A 14,142-nucleotide genomic window follows, 5' to 3' on the forward strand; every position below is an offset into this window, starting at 1 on the left:
GGAGACGCGCCATTGTGGCAAAGCGAACATAAGCGCCGTGTCGAGCGCTGCGCGCGCCAAGATAGCGGGATGCGGGTACCGCCAGGTCGACGCAGGCATGCGTGCAAGACACGGCACCGGGAGCCGGGCGCATGAGCGCATCAGCGCACGACACCCAGGACGGCACGAAGTGCACTCCCGCATCCGGACGCAGTGCCGGCATGACGGGTGCAGGAGTAGCTGCTCAGGAACTACGCCGCCGGCGTCGCGTTCCGGCGGGGCAAGTGTTCACTCCGTCGCCAGCGGCAGCGCGCGTCCGTTCTGCTTGCGCACGATCGCCAGCGCGATCTCCAGCGACTGCTCGTAGTTCAGGCGCGGGTCCACGCTGGAGCGGTAGGCGCGCTCCAGGTCGCGCTCGGTGAGTTCGCGCGCGCCGCCGGTGCATTCGGTGACGTCCTCGCCGGTCAGCTCCAGGTGCACGCCGCCCAGCCGCGTGCCGGCCGCGGCGTGGATGTCGAACGACTGCTCCACCTCGCCGAGCACGTTGGCGTAGCGGCGCGTCTTGTAGCCGTTGCTGGTGCTCTCGGTGTTGCCGTGCATCGCATCGCACACCCACAGCACGCGGCGGCCATCGCGCTTCACCGCGTCCAGCAGCGGCGGCAGCTTCTCGGCGATCTGCGCCGCGCCCATGCGGTGGATGAAGGTCAGCCGGCCCGGTTCGTCCTCCGGATTGAGCACGTCGATCAGGCGCAGCAACTGGTCCGGCTGCGCCGACGGCCCGACCTTGATCGCGATCGGATTGCGGATGCCGCGGAAGTACTCCACGTGCGCGCCGTCCAGCGCCGCGGTGCGCATGCCGATCCACGGATAGTGCGTGCTGAGGTTGAACCAGCCCCACTGCCGCGGCACCTCGCGGGTCAGCGCTTCCTCGTACGGCAGCAGCAGCGCCTCATGCGAGGTGTAGAAATCGACGCGGTTGAGGTTGTACAGCTGCGCGCCGGACAGGGTCTCCATGAAACGCACCGCGTCGCCGATCGAGGCCACCATCTTCTGGTAATCCTCGGCCAGCGGCGAATAGCCGACCCAGCTCAGGTTCCAGTACTCCGGATGATGCAGGTCGGCGAAGCCGCCGTCGATCAGCGCGCGCACGAAGTTCATCGTCATCGCCGAGCGCGAATGCGCGGTGATCATGCGCCGCGGATCGGGCACGCGCGCCTGCGCGGTGAACTCCGGGCCGTTGACCACATCGCCGCGGTAGCTGGGCAAGGTGACGCCATCGCGGGTCTCGGTATCGGCCGAGCGCGGCTTGGCGTATTGGCCGGCGTAGCGCCCCACCCGCACCACCGGCAGGCACAGCCCGTGCACCAGCACCAGGCTCATCTGCAGCAGCACCTTGAGCCGGTTGGAGATCGTGCCCGATTCGCAGTCGCTGAAGTTCTCCGCGCAGTCGCCGCCCTGCAGCAGGAAACGCTTGCCCTCCTGCGCCTCGGCCAGTTGCTTCTTCAGCGCGAAGATTTCCCACGAGGTGACCAGCGGCGGCAGATGGCGCAGTTCGCCCAGCGCCGCCTCCAGTGCCTGCGCGTCCGGATAGACAGGCATCTGCAGCGCAGGCTTGTCGCGCCAACTGGAAGGCGCCCAGGACGACGGATCGGACACGGGCGCGACGGTGGGGGACGACAGGTTCATGAAAGGACTCCTAGGCAGTCTGCGATGTTCGCAGAGCCTGAGCGCGACGCAAAGCGTTAACGCGTCGCGCACGCCGCCCATCGGGGCGTCGGTCGCGCAGACATGAACGGCAAGCAACCTCGCCCCGCCGGCCATGACTTCCGACCTACGTCAGCGCCTCTGTGGAAGCAGATTGTTACTTAGTAACAAATTCATCCCCCTCACCGGTCCGTACCCATGACGCCTCGTCCCCTCTCCACCGCCATCGCCCTGACCCTGCTGGCCGCCCCCGGTCTCGCGCTCGCCGACGCGGCGTCGGCCACCGCCGGCCCCGAGCGCACCACCGACCTGGATGCCGTCACCGTCACCGCCAAGCTCGAAGCCGCGCGCAACGCGCTGTCGCCGGACATCGGCAGCAGCCAGTACGCGATCACAGCCGAGGACATCGACCGCCTGCCGCTGGGCGCCTCCACCCCGCTCAACCAGGTGCTGCTGCAGGCGCCGGGCGTGGTCCAGGACTCCTACGGCGGCATCCACGTGCGCGGCGACCACGCCAACCTGCAGTACCGCATCAACGGCGTGCTGATCCCCGAATCCATCTCCGGCTTCGGCCAGAGCCTGGACCCGCGCACGATCAAGAGCATCAAGCTGCTCGATGGCGCGCTGCCGGCGCAGTTCGGCGACCGCACCGCGGCGGTGGTGGACATCACCACCAAGAGCGGCGTGGAACTGGGCAACGGCGGCAGCGTCGGCCTCACCGGCGGCTCCTACGGCACGCTCAACCCGAACGCCTCCTGGTGGGGCAGCAGCGGCCGCTGGAGCTGGTTCGTCAGCGGCGACTACGAACAGAACAAGAACGGCATGGAGAATCCGGTCGACAGCCGCACGCCCGAGCACGACAAGACGCACCAGGGCAAGGGCTTCGCCGATCTCAGCTATCTGCTCGACGAGAACACCCGGCTCAGCCTGCTGGTCGGCTACGCCAACAACCGCTTCCAGATCCCGAACAATCCAGGGCAGGCGCCCAAGTACGACTACCTGGGCACCACCGACTTCGACTCGTCCCAGCTCGACGAGAACCAGCGCGAGAACACCCGCTTCGGCACCCTGGTGCTGCAGGGCTCGCTCGGCTCCACCAGCTACCAGCTGTCGGCCGGACAGCGCTACAGCAGCGTCGCGTTCTCGCCCGACGTCGCCGGCGACCTGATCTTCAACGGCGTCGCCTCGCAGGTGGATCGCAGCAACCGCGCCAACACCGTGCAGGCCGACTTCTCGACCCCGCTCGGCGACGCGCACACCCTGCGCTACGGCCTGTACGGCAACTTCGAACACGCCGTCGCCAGCAACGATTCCTACGTGTTCCCCGCCGATGGCAACGGCAACCAGACCAGCAACGTGCCGCTGCTCATCCCCGACGGCAGCCGCTTCCACGCCAGCACCTATGCGCTGTATCTGCAGGACGAGTGGAAGATCGGCGACGACTGGACCGTGAACTACGGCGTGCGCGGCGACCGCTACAAGGCCTTCGGCAGCACCGAAGGCCAGCTCAGCCCGCGCCTGGGCGTGGTCTGGCAGGCCAGCGCCGACACCACCGTGCATGCCGGCTACGCGCGTTACTTCACTCCGCCGGCCAGCGAACTGATCTCCACCAGCGACATCGCCCTCTACGACGGCACCACCAACCAGCAGTCCACCGCCGGCGGCGCGACCACCCCGCTGAGCGAGCGCAGCGACTACTACGACATGGGCATCTCGCAAGTGGTCAACGACCACCTGACCCTGGGCCTGGACACCTACTACCGCAAGGCCGACCGCCTGCAGGACGAAGGCCAATTCGGCGCCGCCTACGTCTATTCCACCTTCAACTACCGCTACGGCCGCATCCGCGGCGCGGAATTCAGCGCCGACTACGACAACGGCCCGGTGACCGCTTACTTCAACGCGGCCTACAGCAAGGCGATGGGCAAGCGGGTCATGACCAGCCTGTACAACTTCGACCCCGACGCGCTGGCCTACGTCGACAACAACTGGATCCACCTGGACCACGACCAGAAGTTCACCTCCTCCGGCGGCATCAACTATGCGATCGGCGACGCCAGCCGGATCGGTGCCAACTACCTGTTCGGCAGCGGCCTGCGCACCGACACCGACACGGTTCCCAATGGGGGCGAGTTGCCGTCGCACTTCCAGCTCAACCTCAGCGCCGGCCACGACTTCGCGCTCAGCGCGCATCCGCTGCACGCGCAGTTGGCGGTGATGAACGTGCTCGATCGCAGCTATCAGTTGCGCGATGGCGGCGGCATCGGCGTGTTCGCGCCGCAGTGGGCGCCGCGGCGCGGCGTGTACCTGAGCCTGCAGCAGGACTTCTGATGAAGCCCCGGCGACGGCCTGCAGCGTAGCGTCGTGCGCCGCAGGCAGCGTGGCTTGGAAAGGGAAGCGACACGCCGCCGGGTCCGCCGCCGGCAGGTCGCCGTACGCTTAGGAAATGACGGAGCCTGCGGCTTGCCGCAGCCCGTCCATTTCCCCAACGAAGCCGCGTGCCGCGTCGTGGCCGCGGCCTCGCCCAGCGACGGCAGGCCGCCTGCGGCAGGCCCGATCGCGCCCCAACCGCCACGACGCGTCGCCACGCACTCCGTCCAGGCCAGGTCCTTCCCATGCGCAACCATCTAGTCGCGGCCACGTTCGCAGCCGCCGCGCTCGCCCTCGCGGCGCCGGCGTTCGCACAGCCGGCCCGCATTACCGACGTGCGAATGCCCGTCACCGTGCAAGGCGTCGACTACGACCTCGCCGCACGGATCTATCGTCCGGCCGGCGCCGGCCCGTTCCCGCTGATCGTCATCCACCACGGCACGCCCGCGGACAAGCGCAAGCTCGCCGATACCCGCCTCGGCTTCGCCCGTGCCGCGCGCTGGTTCGTTTCTCGCGGCGACATGGTGGTGCTGGCGCTGCGGCCCGGCTACGGCAGCTCCAGCGGCACCTACCTGGAAGGCGCCGGCAACTGCCGCGACGTCGATTTCGTCGTCGCCGGGCGCAAGATCGCGGCGGCCGAGACGGCGATCGTCGACGCCGCCGCACGCCTTCCCGACGTGGACCCGCGGCGCATCGTCGTGGTCGGCCAATCCGCCGGCGGCCTCGGCGCGGTGGCGCTGGCCGACGCGCCGCCGCCGGGCGTCCTCGGCGTCATCAGCTTCGCCGGCGGGCGCGGCAGCAATGGCAAGGAGGTCATCTGCGCCGGCGAGGACAGGCTGGTGGATGCGGAAAAGACGCTGGGCGCGGCCAATACGCTGCCGCAGCTGTGGCTGTACGCGAAGAACGATCATTTCTTCCGTCCCGAACTGGCGCACCGCATGTACGCGGCCTACCGCGCCGGCTCGACGCCGCCGGTCGCCTTCGTTGATCTGCCGCCATTCGGCGACGACGGCCACAAGACCTTCGCGCAGGCCGATCCGGCGGTATGGGCCAGGCCGGTGGCAGCGTTCCTCGCCCAGGTCATGCCGCAGGCTGCGAGCGCGCAGGCGCCGCCACAGGCCAGCGCTGCGCAGTGAGGCAGACAGGCGGGATGCGGGACCGCCAGCGGATGCGGACAGCCAGACGCTGGACCGATCGGATGGGCAACGTCCGTGTGCGGCGGCGCACTCGCGCGCCGCCCGTCACGAGCGCGCCGGCGCCCAGCGCCCCTGTCGCCGGGCGCGATCAGGCCCGGCGATCGGCGCGCAGACGGCAGACGGTCAGATCAGCGTGCGCCGCCGGCTCTTGAAGCCCGCATACAGCGCGAACAGCGCCAGCAGCACGAAGCAGATCAGGCACCACATCGGCATCGACAGGCCGAGGAAACGCCAATCGATGTTGCCGCAGTCGCCGGTCCCGGTCAGTACCCGGCGCAGCACCTCGAACGGCCCCAGCGTCTCGCGCAGGAAGCTCAGCGGCGGGCCGCACGAGGCCATCGGATCGGGGAACAGTTGCACGGACACGTGCTTGGTGGAGATGCCGGCGCCCACCGCCGCGGCCAGGAACGCCAGGACGCCATAGAGCTTGCGCCCGCCGGCGCTGCGCGGCCCGTGCAAGGCGCCGAGCAGGAACAGCACGCCCAGCGCGGCGAACGCGATGCGCTGGAAGATGCACAGCGGGCACGGCTCGATGCCCAGTTGCAGTTGCACGAAGATCGCATAACCCAGCAAGCCGGCGCAGATCAGAAAGCCGAGCAGGAACTGCGCGCGGAAACTCCAGCGTAACGGATTCATCGGACTCGAACTCGCATCGACGATCCGCGCATTATCCGCGATCGTGCGCTCCATCACCATGCGCAGCGGCGATCCCGGCCGACATCCACGCCGGCGGCACCGGCAGCACCGCCGCCGCGCACCACCAATCCCGACTCCCGACGGCCCAATCCCGGCCCCAAACAGCAAAAAGCCCGGACATGCCGGGCTCTTTGGAACTGCAGGTGCGGACCGATTACTCGGCCACTTCCTCGGCCACGGCCGGGCGGTCCACCAGCTCGACGTACGCCATCGGCGCATTGTCGCCGGCGCGGAAGCCGCACTTGAGGATGCGCAGGTAACCGCCCGGACGCGCCTGGTAGCGCGGGCCCAGCGTGGTGAACAGGGTGCCGACGGCTTCCTTGTCGCGCAGGCGCGCGAAGGCGAGACGGCGGTTGGCGACGTTGTCGACCTTGGCCAGGGTGATCAGCGGCTCGGCGACGCGGCGCAGCTCCTTGGCCTTGGGCAGGGTGGTCTTGATCAGCTCGTGCTTGATCAGCGACGCCGCCATGTTCTTGAACATCGCTTCGCGGTGGGCGCTGGTGCGGCTGAACTTGCGGCCGGATTTCTGGTGACGCATGGGTTGGGATTCCTATGGAAGAGTGTGACTGTTGGAGATCGCTGTCGCCGTCCTGGCGTTGAAAGTGGACTGCGGATGGTCCGTGCCGGCCGTCCCTGACCGGGCGACGCCGCGGGCTTCAACCCGTCGGCGTGGTGATACGTGTGCAGCGCACGACATTCGGCCGATGCCTTGCGGCACCGGCCGGATGCGCAAAACTCAGCCGAGCATGCCGTGCTGGGCGACGCCGGCCGGCGGCCAGTTCTCCAGCTTCATGCCGAGCGACAGGCCACGCTGGGCCAGCACTTCCTTGATCTCGGTGAGCGACTTCTTGCCCAGGTTCGGGGTCTTGAGCAGTTCCACTTCGGTCTTCTGGATCAGATCGCCGATGTAGTAGATGCTCTCGGCCTTCAGGCAGTTGGCCGAACGCACGGTCAGCTCCAGATCGTCGATCGGACGCAGCAGCACCGGATCCACGCCGTTGCTGGCCGGCTTGGCCGCGCCACGGTCGCGATGGGTGAAGTCGCCGAACACCGACAGCTGGTCGCTGAGGATGTCGGCGGCGGTGCGCACGGCTTCCTCGGCATCGATCGTGCCGTTGGTTTCGATATCCAGGACCAGCTTGTCCAGATCGGTGCGCTGCTCGACGCGGGCCGACTCGACCGCATAGGCGACGCGGCGGACCGGCGAGAACGAGGCGTCCAGGACCAGACGGCCGATGGTGCGGGTCTCTTCGTCCGGACGGCGACGCGCGGCGGCCGGCTGGTAGCCGAAGCCGCGCTCGATCTTCAGACGCATGTTGATCGCCGTATCCTTGGTCAGGTGGCAGATGACATGGTCGTTGTTGAGGATCTCGACGTTGTGGTCGACCTTGATATCGGCAGCGGTCACGACGCCCGGACCCTGCTTGGACAGCGACAGCGTGGCGCTGTCGCCGGTGTGCATGCGGATGGCCACGTCCTTGAGGTTGAGCAGGACTTCCAGCACGTCTTCCTGCAGGCCTTCGACCGTGGTGTACTCGTGCAGCACGCCGTCGATCTCGACTTCGGTGATCGCGAAGCCGGGAATCGAGGACAGCAGCACGCGACGCAGGGCATTGCCCAGCGTATGCCCATAACCACGCTCCAAGGGCTCGATCACGACCTTGGCGCGGTTATCGGTAAGGCGTTCGATCTGCGGCCCACGGGGGCGCAGAACCTGGTTGGCGGTAACCGTCATGTTGCGGGTTCTCCTGACGAGCCTCCGTTGCCGGAGGCTCTCCAATGTGATTACTTCGAATACAACTCGACGATCAGCGCTTCGTTGATGTCGGCAGGCAGGTCCGCACGATCCGGCACGGCCTTGAAGATGCCGCTGAACTTCTTCGAATCGACCTCGACCCACGACGGGTTCAGGTCGTGCGTTTCGGCGACGGTCAGCGCTTCCTGCACGCGAAGCTGCTTCTGCGCCTTTTCCGACAGGGCGATCGCGTCGCCGGCCTTGACCTGGTACGAGGCCAGGTTCACCGACTTGCCGTTGACCAGCACGCCACGGTGCGACACCAGCTGGCGCGCGGCCGGACGGGTGACGGCGAAGCCCATGCGGTAGACGACGTTGTCCAGGCGGGTTTCCAGCAGCTGCAGCAGGTTCTCGCCGGTGTTGCCCTTCTTGGTCGAGGCCTTCTTGTAGTAGTTGCGGAACTGACGCTCCAGCAGACCGTAGATACGCTTGACCTTCTGCTTTTCGCGCAGCTGGGTGGCGTAGTCGGACAGCTTGCCCTTGCGGGCGGTCGCGCCGTGCTGGCCGGGCTTCTGCTCCAGCTTGCACTTGGAGTCCAGCGCACGCGCCGGGCTCTTGAGGGAAAGATCGGCGCCTTCACGGCGCGCGAGCTTACAGGTAGGACCGATATAACGAGCCATTTCTTATCGCTCCTTTAGACGCGACGCTTCTTCGGCGGACGGCACCCGTTGTGCGGGATCGGCGTCACGTCGATGATGTTGGTGATCTTGTATCCGACGTTGTTCAACGAACGGACGGCGGACTCGCGACCCGGACCCGGGCCCTTGATGCGCACTTCCAGCGACTTCACGCCGTAGTCGAGCGCAGCGCGCCCGGCCTTCTCGGCGGCCACCTGCGCCGCGAACGGCGTGGACTTGCGCGAACCGCGGAAACCGGCGCCACCGGAGGTCGCCCAGGACAACGCATTGCCCTGACGGTCGGTGATGGTCACGATGGTGTTGTTGAACGAAGCGTGGACGTGGGCGACACCGTCGGTGACGACGCGCTTGATCTTCTTCTTGGTCTTTGCTGCTGCGGGCTTAGCCATGTCGGTCCCTTACTTCCTGATCGCCTTGCGCGGGCCCTTGCGGGTGCGGGCGTTGGTACGGGTGCGCTGACCGCGCAGGGGCAGGCCACGACGATGACGCAGGCCGCGGTAGCAGCCCAGGTCCATCAGTCGCTTGATGGCGATGCCGATTTCGCGACGCAGGTCGCCTTCGACGATGTACTTGCCGACTTCGAGACGCAGGCGCTCGATTTCCGGCTCGGACAGGTCGCGGATCTTGGTGGTCGAGGTCACGCCTGCGGCTTCGCAGACCTTCTTCGAACGGGTACGGCCGATGCCGTAGATGCTTTGCAACCCGACCCAGACGTGCTTCTGGGCTGGCAGGTTGACGCCTGCAATACGCGCCATGACGCGGTTCTCCAACTGAGTGAGAGCCCGACGGCGCACCACGGCGCCATCCGGCAGGATGGATCAAAAAGTGAACTTGTAAGTCTAGCAAGGTCTCGGGTTACATGGAAGCCCGTGGAACCTATCGGTTCCGCAGGCCCGGCATGGGGAGTGTGCCCATGCTCCGGCGCCGGACGTCGTTGGCCAGGGTGAGGATCCACCTCGGCCGCCCGCGCTACTCCAGCGCAGGACTACCACGTCGCACCCACGCACGAGACCGCTGCATGGGCCGCCCTTCAAGTGGGAAGACTGCGCCCGGGAACCGGGGCGTCTTCACCGAAGGAAGTCAAATTATAGCAATCAACCGCGGGCGAAACCGCCGCCGCGCGAGCCACCCTTGAGGTTGGCCTTCTTCAACAGGCTTTCGTACTGGTGCGACATCAGGTGCGCCTGGATCTGCGCGATGAAGTCCATCACCACCACCACCGCGATCAGCAGCGAGGTCCCGCCGAAGTGGAACGTGGTGCCGAGCTGGGTGCGCATGATTTCCGGCAGCAGGCACACGATCACCAGATACAGCGAGCCGGCCGCGGTCAGGCGCGTCAGCACGCCGTCGACATAGTCGGCGGTGGCCTTGCCCGGACGGATACCCGGGATCAGCGCGCCGGACTTCTTCAGGTTGTCGGCGGTTTCCTGCGAGTTGAACACCAGCGCCGTGTAGAAGAAGGCGAAGCCGATGATCAGCGCGGCGAACACGATCATGTGCACCGGCTCGCCCGGGCCCAGCGCGTTGGCGATGCGCTGCAGCCAGCTGCCGAAGGTGCTGTTGGACGCGGCCTGGCCCGACCACATCGACAGCGTCGCCGGGAAGGCGAGGATGCTCGAGGCGAAGATCGGCGGAATCACGCCGGCCATGTTGAGCTTCAGCGGCAGGAACGAGGTCTGGTTCATGTACGCGTTGCGACCGCCCTGGCGGCGCGCGTAGTTCACCGTGATCCGCCGCTGCCCGCGCTCGACGAACACCACGAACAGGGTGAAGGCGAGGATGGTCAAGACGATCAGCAACAGCGAGATGAAGCTGAGATTGTCGTCGCGGTAGGCTTCCACGGTCTGGATCGCCGCAGCCGGCAGGCCGGCGACGATACCGGCGAAGATGATCAGCGACACGCCGTTGCCGATGCCACGCTCGGTGACCTGCTCGCCCACCCACATCAGGAAGATGGTGCCGGCGGTCAACGCGATCACCGCGGTGAGCACGAAGCCCATGCCGGGGGCGTACACCACCGGCGCGCCGCCCGGTGCGGTCTGGTTCTGCAGCGCGAGCGCGATACTGCCGCCCTGCACCACCGCCAGCAGCACCGCGCCGATGCGCGAATACTGGGTGATCTTGCGCCGGCCCGATTCGCCTTCCTTCTGCATCGCCTTCAGCGACGGGAAGATGTGCGTGGCCAGCTGGATCACGATCGATGCCGAGATGTACGGCATCACATTCAGCGCGAAAATGCTGAAACGGTGCAGGGCGCCGCCCGAGAACATGTTGAACATGTCCACGATGCCGCCGCCCTGCGCCTGCATCAGCGCAAGCATGGCTTCGGGATTGACGCCCGGCACCGGCACATAGCAGCCGATGCGGTAGACGATCAATGCGCCGACAACGAACAACAGGCGCTGGCGAAGTTCCGTGAACTTGCCGAGCCCGCCGCCGAGATTCCCCATGCCAGCCTGCGCCATCTGCGTGTTACTCCTGCACGCTGCCGCCGGCAGCTTCGATTGCCGCCTTGGCACCGGCGGTCGCGGCGACGCCCTTCAGCACGAACTTCTTGGTCAGTTCGCCCTTCAGGACCACCTTGGCCTTCTTCGCGGTGCTCGGGACCAGCTTCGCGGCGCGCAGCACGGCGAAATCGATCTCGCCCGCCGGCAGGTTGTCGAGCTGGTAGGACAGCACTTCGGCGGTGTCCTTGGCCATCTTCGAACGGAAGCCGATCTTCGGCAGACGGCGCTGCATGGGGGTCTGGCCGCCTTCGAAGCCGGCCTTGATCTTGCCGCCGCCCTTGCGCGCGAACGAACCCTTGTGGCCGCGGCCGGCGGTCTTGCCCAGGCCGGAACCGATGCCACGGCCGACGCGGGTGCGCTCGGTGCGGGCGCCCGGCGCGGGCTTCAGATCATTCAGATGCAAAGTCATGGTCGATTACTCCTCAACCTGGACGAGGTACTGAACCTTGTTGATCAGGCCGCGCACCTGCGGGCTGTCCTTCAGTTCGCGCACATCGTTGAGCTTGTTCAGGCCCAGGGCACGCACCGACAGGCGGTGACGCGACTGGGTACCACGAAGGCCGCGCACCAGGCGCACCTTCACCGTCTTGTTGGACTCATTAGCCATGGTTGAGTTCCTCCACCTTCTTGCCGCGCTTGGCCGCGATGCGCGACGGCGACTGCATGTCTTCCAGGCCGCGCAGCGTGGCGCGCACCAGGTTGATCGGGTTGCGCGAACCGACGGCCTTGGCCAGCACGTTCTTCACGCCCACCGCTTCCAGCACGGCACGCATGGCGCCGCCGGCGATCACGCCGGTACCTTCGGAGGCCGGCATCATGAACACGCGCGCCGCGCCGTGGCCCGACTTCACCGGGTGCCACAGGGTGCCGTTGTTCAGATCGATGTTGAGCATGCCCTTGCGCGCGTACTCCATCGACTTCTGGATCGCGACCGGCACTTCGCGCGCCTTGCCGTAACCGAAACCGATCTTGCCGTTGCCGTCGCCGACCACGGTCAGCGCGGTGAAGGTGAACTGGCGACCGCCCTTGACTGTCTTGCTGACGCGGTTGACCGCGACCAGCTTCTCGATCATGCCGTCGTCGACTTTCTCTTCGCGGTTGCGGTCGCGATCACGACCCCGCGGTGCACGCTGTTCTTCAGCCATTGTGTGTTCCTTGGTAGTTGAAAGATTTACGGCTTGCACGCCGCTTGTAGTTGTTGACTGGAGCCGTGTTCCCCGGACGCGCGCACAAGGCGCGCCAAGGTCCGATGCCACCCGCATCGGCAGGACGGGCGCGGCAGCGCCGCACCCGCAAGGATCAGAACTGCAGGCCGCCTTCGCGCGCGGCGTCGGCCAGCGCCTTGATGCGGCCGTGGTAGCGGTAGCCCGAGCGGTCGAAGGCGACCTTCTCGATGCCTGCAGCCTTGGCGCGCTCGGCGATCAGCTTGCCCACCTTGGCGGCGGCGTCGCTGTTCTTGCCGTTCTTCAGGCCGTCCTTGACGTCGGCCTGCAGGGTGTTCGCCGCGGCGAGCACCTTGGAACCGTCGGCGGTGAAGACCTGCGCGTACAGGTGCTGGCCGGTGCGCAGCACCGACAGGCGGGCGACGCCGAGTTCGCGGATGTGCGCACGGGTCGACTTGGCGCGGCGCAGGCGGGCGATGTTCTTGTTGATGCTCATGGTATGTGTCCTACGGAAGCTGAAGGAGAACAGGCTCTTGCATCGACGCGTCCGGCCATGAAAGACCGGACGCCTCGCAGAAGGAGCCGCCTTACGCCTTCTTGGCTTCCTTGCGAATGATGACTTCACCGGCGTACTTCACACCCTTGCCCTTGTAGGGCTCCGGCGGACGGAAACCGCGGATCTTGGCGGCGACTTCGCCGACGCGCTGCTTGTCGGCGCCCTGCACCACGATCTCGGTCTGAGTCGGGGCGGCCAGGGTGATGCCTTCCGGCGCCTTGAACACGACCGGGTGCGAGAAACCGAGCGCCAGGCTCAGGTCCTTGCCCTGCATCGTGGCGCGGTAGCCGACGCCGACCAGCTCGAGCTTGCGCTCGAAGCCTTCGGACACGCCGTGCACCATGTTCGCCAGGATCGCGCGGACGGTGCCGGTGATGGCGATCTGCGACGGGTCGTTCGCCGACAGCGTGGCGACACCGTTTTCCTGCTTGATTTCGACGCCGGCCGGCTTCGGCAGGGTCAGGGTGCCCTTCGGGCCCTTGACGCTCACCAGCTCGGACTGGACATTCAGTTCGACGCCCTTCGGGAGGGAGATCGGCTTCTTGGCTACGCGGGACATGTGAGTGCTCCTTCCCTTAGGCCACGAAGCACAGGACTTCGCCACCGACGCCGGCCTGACGGGCCTGCGCATCGGTCATGATGCCCTTGGACGTGGAAATGATGGCAACGCCCAGACCGCCGAGAACCTTCGGCAGTTCGGTCTTGCCGCGATACTGGCGCAGACCCGAACGGGACACGCGCTTGAGCGTATCGATGACCGGACGGCCCTCGAAATACTTCAGCACGATTTCCAGTTCGGACTTGTTGTTCTCGACCGCGTTGACGCGCAGATCGCTGATGTAGCCTTCGGCCTTCAGCACTTCCGCGATCGCAACCTTGATCTTGGAGGACGGCATCTTCACCGTCGGCTTGCCAACCGCGGCCGCATTCTTGATGCGGACCAGCAGGTCGGCGATGGGATCAGTCATGCTCATGGTGTCTACCTTTGAGTGCACCGATATCCGCTTTCGCGAAAATCTTGTGTGGTGGAGCTGTGGAATGACGCAGGGGTGAAGCGCGCGACAACCGGAGAGACCCGCGGCGACCGCCATAACCCGTCCCTGCCAGCAGGCAAGGAGCGGGAGTATACGACAAAAAGTCCGACTTGCGTCGGACTCGTTGTCTGAACGACACGCGGGCGGTTTGGACCGCCCTGCCCGGCCCCGCGGACGGGACCGGCGCCGCTGGAATTACCAGCTGGCCTTGCGCAGGCCCGGCACGTCGCCGTTCATGGTCGCCTTGCGCAGCATGTTGCGGCCCAGGCCGAACTTGCTGTACACGCCACGCGGGCGGCCGGACAGTTCGCAACGGGTACGCTGGCGGCTCGGCGACGAATCGCGCGGCAGCTTCTGCAGTTTGACCACGGCCTCTGCCTTCTCGTCGTAGGACGAGCTGTCGGCGGCGATGATCTTCTTCAGCGCATCGCGCTTGTCGGCGAACTTCTTCGCCAGCTTCTTGCGCTTGATGTCGCGGTTGACCATGGAGGTCTTTGCCATCTG

At 66.6% G+C, this 14,142-nt stretch carries 17 protein-coding genes; 2 read left to right on the forward strand and 15 right to left on the reverse strand.

Features of this window, described 5'->3' with window-relative positions:
* Nucleotides 1-267: 267 nt before the first annotated feature.
* Nucleotides 268-1,665, reverse strand: a complete 1,398-nt coding sequence (locus tag AB3X07_RS17735; RefSeq protein ID WP_369940022.1) for a class II 3-deoxy-7-phosphoheptulonate synthase — start codon at nt 1,663-1,665, stop codon at nt 268-270.
* A 216-nt stretch (nt 1,666-1,881) separates the two neighbouring features.
* Here AB3X07_RS17735 and AB3X07_RS17740 point away from each other — a divergent pair, with 216 nt between their 5' ends.
* Nucleotides 1,882-4,014 carry a TonB-dependent receptor gene (locus tag AB3X07_RS17740; protein WP_369940024.1) on the forward strand — a complete coding sequence of 711 codons (2,133 nt, stop codon included), beginning with the start codon at nt 1,882-1,884 and terminating at the stop codon, nt 4,012-4,014.
* Between the two features lie 380 nt (nt 4,015-4,394).
* The gene (locus AB3X07_RS17745) at nt 4,395-5,189 is read left to right on the forward strand and encodes an alpha/beta hydrolase family protein (RefSeq protein WP_369940026.1); all 795 of its coding nucleotides are present in this window, start codon (nt 4,395-4,397) and stop codon (nt 5,187-5,189) included.
* A gap of 183 nt (nt 5,190-5,372) precedes the next feature.
* Here AB3X07_RS17745 and AB3X07_RS17750 read toward each other — a convergent pair whose 3' ends face one another.
* The 14 genes from AB3X07_RS17750 to rpsN form a co-directional block, all read right to left on the reverse strand.
* Nucleotides 5,373-5,885 (reverse strand): disulfide bond formation protein B, encoded by a 513-nt coding sequence (locus AB3X07_RS17750; protein ID WP_369940029.1) that lies wholly within the window; start codon nt 5,883-5,885, stop codon nt 5,373-5,375.
* Between the two features lie 214 nt (nt 5,886-6,099).
* Entirely contained in the window at nt 6,100-6,483 is a 384-nt protein-coding gene (rplQ, locus tag AB3X07_RS17755) for a 50S ribosomal protein L17 (protein WP_010340456.1), read from the reverse strand.
* A gap of 198 nt (nt 6,484-6,681) precedes the next feature.
* Complete coding sequence (locus AB3X07_RS17760) at nt 6,682-7,680, reverse strand: DNA-directed RNA polymerase subunit alpha (RefSeq protein WP_263397412.1); 999 nt, start codon at nt 7,678-7,680, stop codon at nt 6,682-6,684.
* Between the two features lie 50 nt (nt 7,681-7,730).
* A complete protein-coding gene (gene rpsD, locus AB3X07_RS17765; RefSeq protein ID WP_010340454.1) occupies nt 7,731-8,360 on the reverse strand; it encodes a 30S ribosomal protein S4 in 630 nt (209 codons plus the stop codon).
* Between the two features lie 14 nt (nt 8,361-8,374).
* A complete protein-coding gene (gene rpsK / locus AB3X07_RS17770; RefSeq protein WP_003470632.1) occupies nt 8,375-8,767 on the reverse strand; it encodes a 30S ribosomal protein S11 in 393 nt (130 codons plus the stop codon).
* 9 nt (nt 8,768-8,776) lie between these two features.
* On the reverse strand, nt 8,777-9,133 hold the full coding sequence (gene rpsM, locus AB3X07_RS17775; protein WP_160967083.1) for a 30S ribosomal protein S13: 357 nt from the start codon (nt 9,131-9,133) through the stop codon (nt 8,777-8,779).
* 339 nt (nt 9,134-9,472) lie between these two features.
* On the reverse strand, nt 9,473-10,843 hold the full coding sequence (secY, locus tag AB3X07_RS17780; RefSeq protein ID WP_369940032.1) for a preprotein translocase subunit SecY: 1,371 nt from the start codon (nt 10,841-10,843) through the stop codon (nt 9,473-9,475).
* A 7-nt stretch (nt 10,844-10,850) separates the two neighbouring features.
* The gene (gene rplO / locus AB3X07_RS17785; protein WP_369940034.1) at nt 10,851-11,294 is read right to left on the reverse strand and encodes a 50S ribosomal protein L15; all 444 of its coding nucleotides are present in this window, start codon (nt 11,292-11,294) and stop codon (nt 10,851-10,853) included.
* Between the two features lie 6 nt (nt 11,295-11,300).
* Entirely contained in the window at nt 11,301-11,492 is a 192-nt protein-coding gene (rpmD, locus tag AB3X07_RS17790; protein ID WP_005408214.1) for a 50S ribosomal protein L30, read from the reverse strand.
* Nucleotides 11,485-12,030: a 30S ribosomal protein S5 gene (gene rpsE, locus AB3X07_RS17795; protein ID WP_104557639.1), complete on the reverse strand. Its 546-nt coding sequence runs from the start codon at nt 12,028-12,030 to the stop codon at nt 11,485-11,487. Before rpsE ends, rpmD begins: the two co-directional genes overlap by 8 nt.
* Before the next feature lie 154 nt (nt 12,031-12,184).
* Nucleotides 12,185-12,544 carry a 50S ribosomal protein L18 gene (gene rplR / locus AB3X07_RS17800; protein WP_267106055.1) on the reverse strand — a complete coding sequence of 120 codons (360 nt, stop codon included), beginning with the start codon at nt 12,542-12,544 and terminating at the stop codon, nt 12,185-12,187.
* Between the two features lie 91 nt (nt 12,545-12,635).
* Nucleotides 12,636-13,163, reverse strand: a complete 528-nt coding sequence (gene rplF, locus AB3X07_RS17805; protein ID WP_369940035.1) for a 50S ribosomal protein L6 — start codon at nt 13,161-13,163, stop codon at nt 12,636-12,638.
* A gap of 16 nt (nt 13,164-13,179) precedes the next feature.
* Nucleotides 13,180-13,578 carry a 30S ribosomal protein S8 gene (gene rpsH, locus AB3X07_RS17810; protein ID WP_369940036.1) on the reverse strand — a complete coding sequence of 133 codons (399 nt, stop codon included), beginning with the start codon at nt 13,576-13,578 and terminating at the stop codon, nt 13,180-13,182.
* 255 nt (nt 13,579-13,833) lie between these two features.
* On the reverse strand, nt 13,834-14,139 hold the full coding sequence (gene rpsN / locus AB3X07_RS17815; protein WP_369940039.1) for a 30S ribosomal protein S14: 306 nt from the start codon (nt 14,137-14,139) through the stop codon (nt 13,834-13,836).
* Nucleotides 14,140-14,142 lie beyond the last annotated feature (3 nt).

The sequence above is a fragment of the Xanthomonas sp. DAR 35659 genome, assembly GCF_041242975.1.
Taxonomy (GTDB): domain Bacteria; phylum Pseudomonadota; class Gammaproteobacteria; order Xanthomonadales; family Xanthomonadaceae; genus Xanthomonas_A; species Xanthomonas_A medicagonis.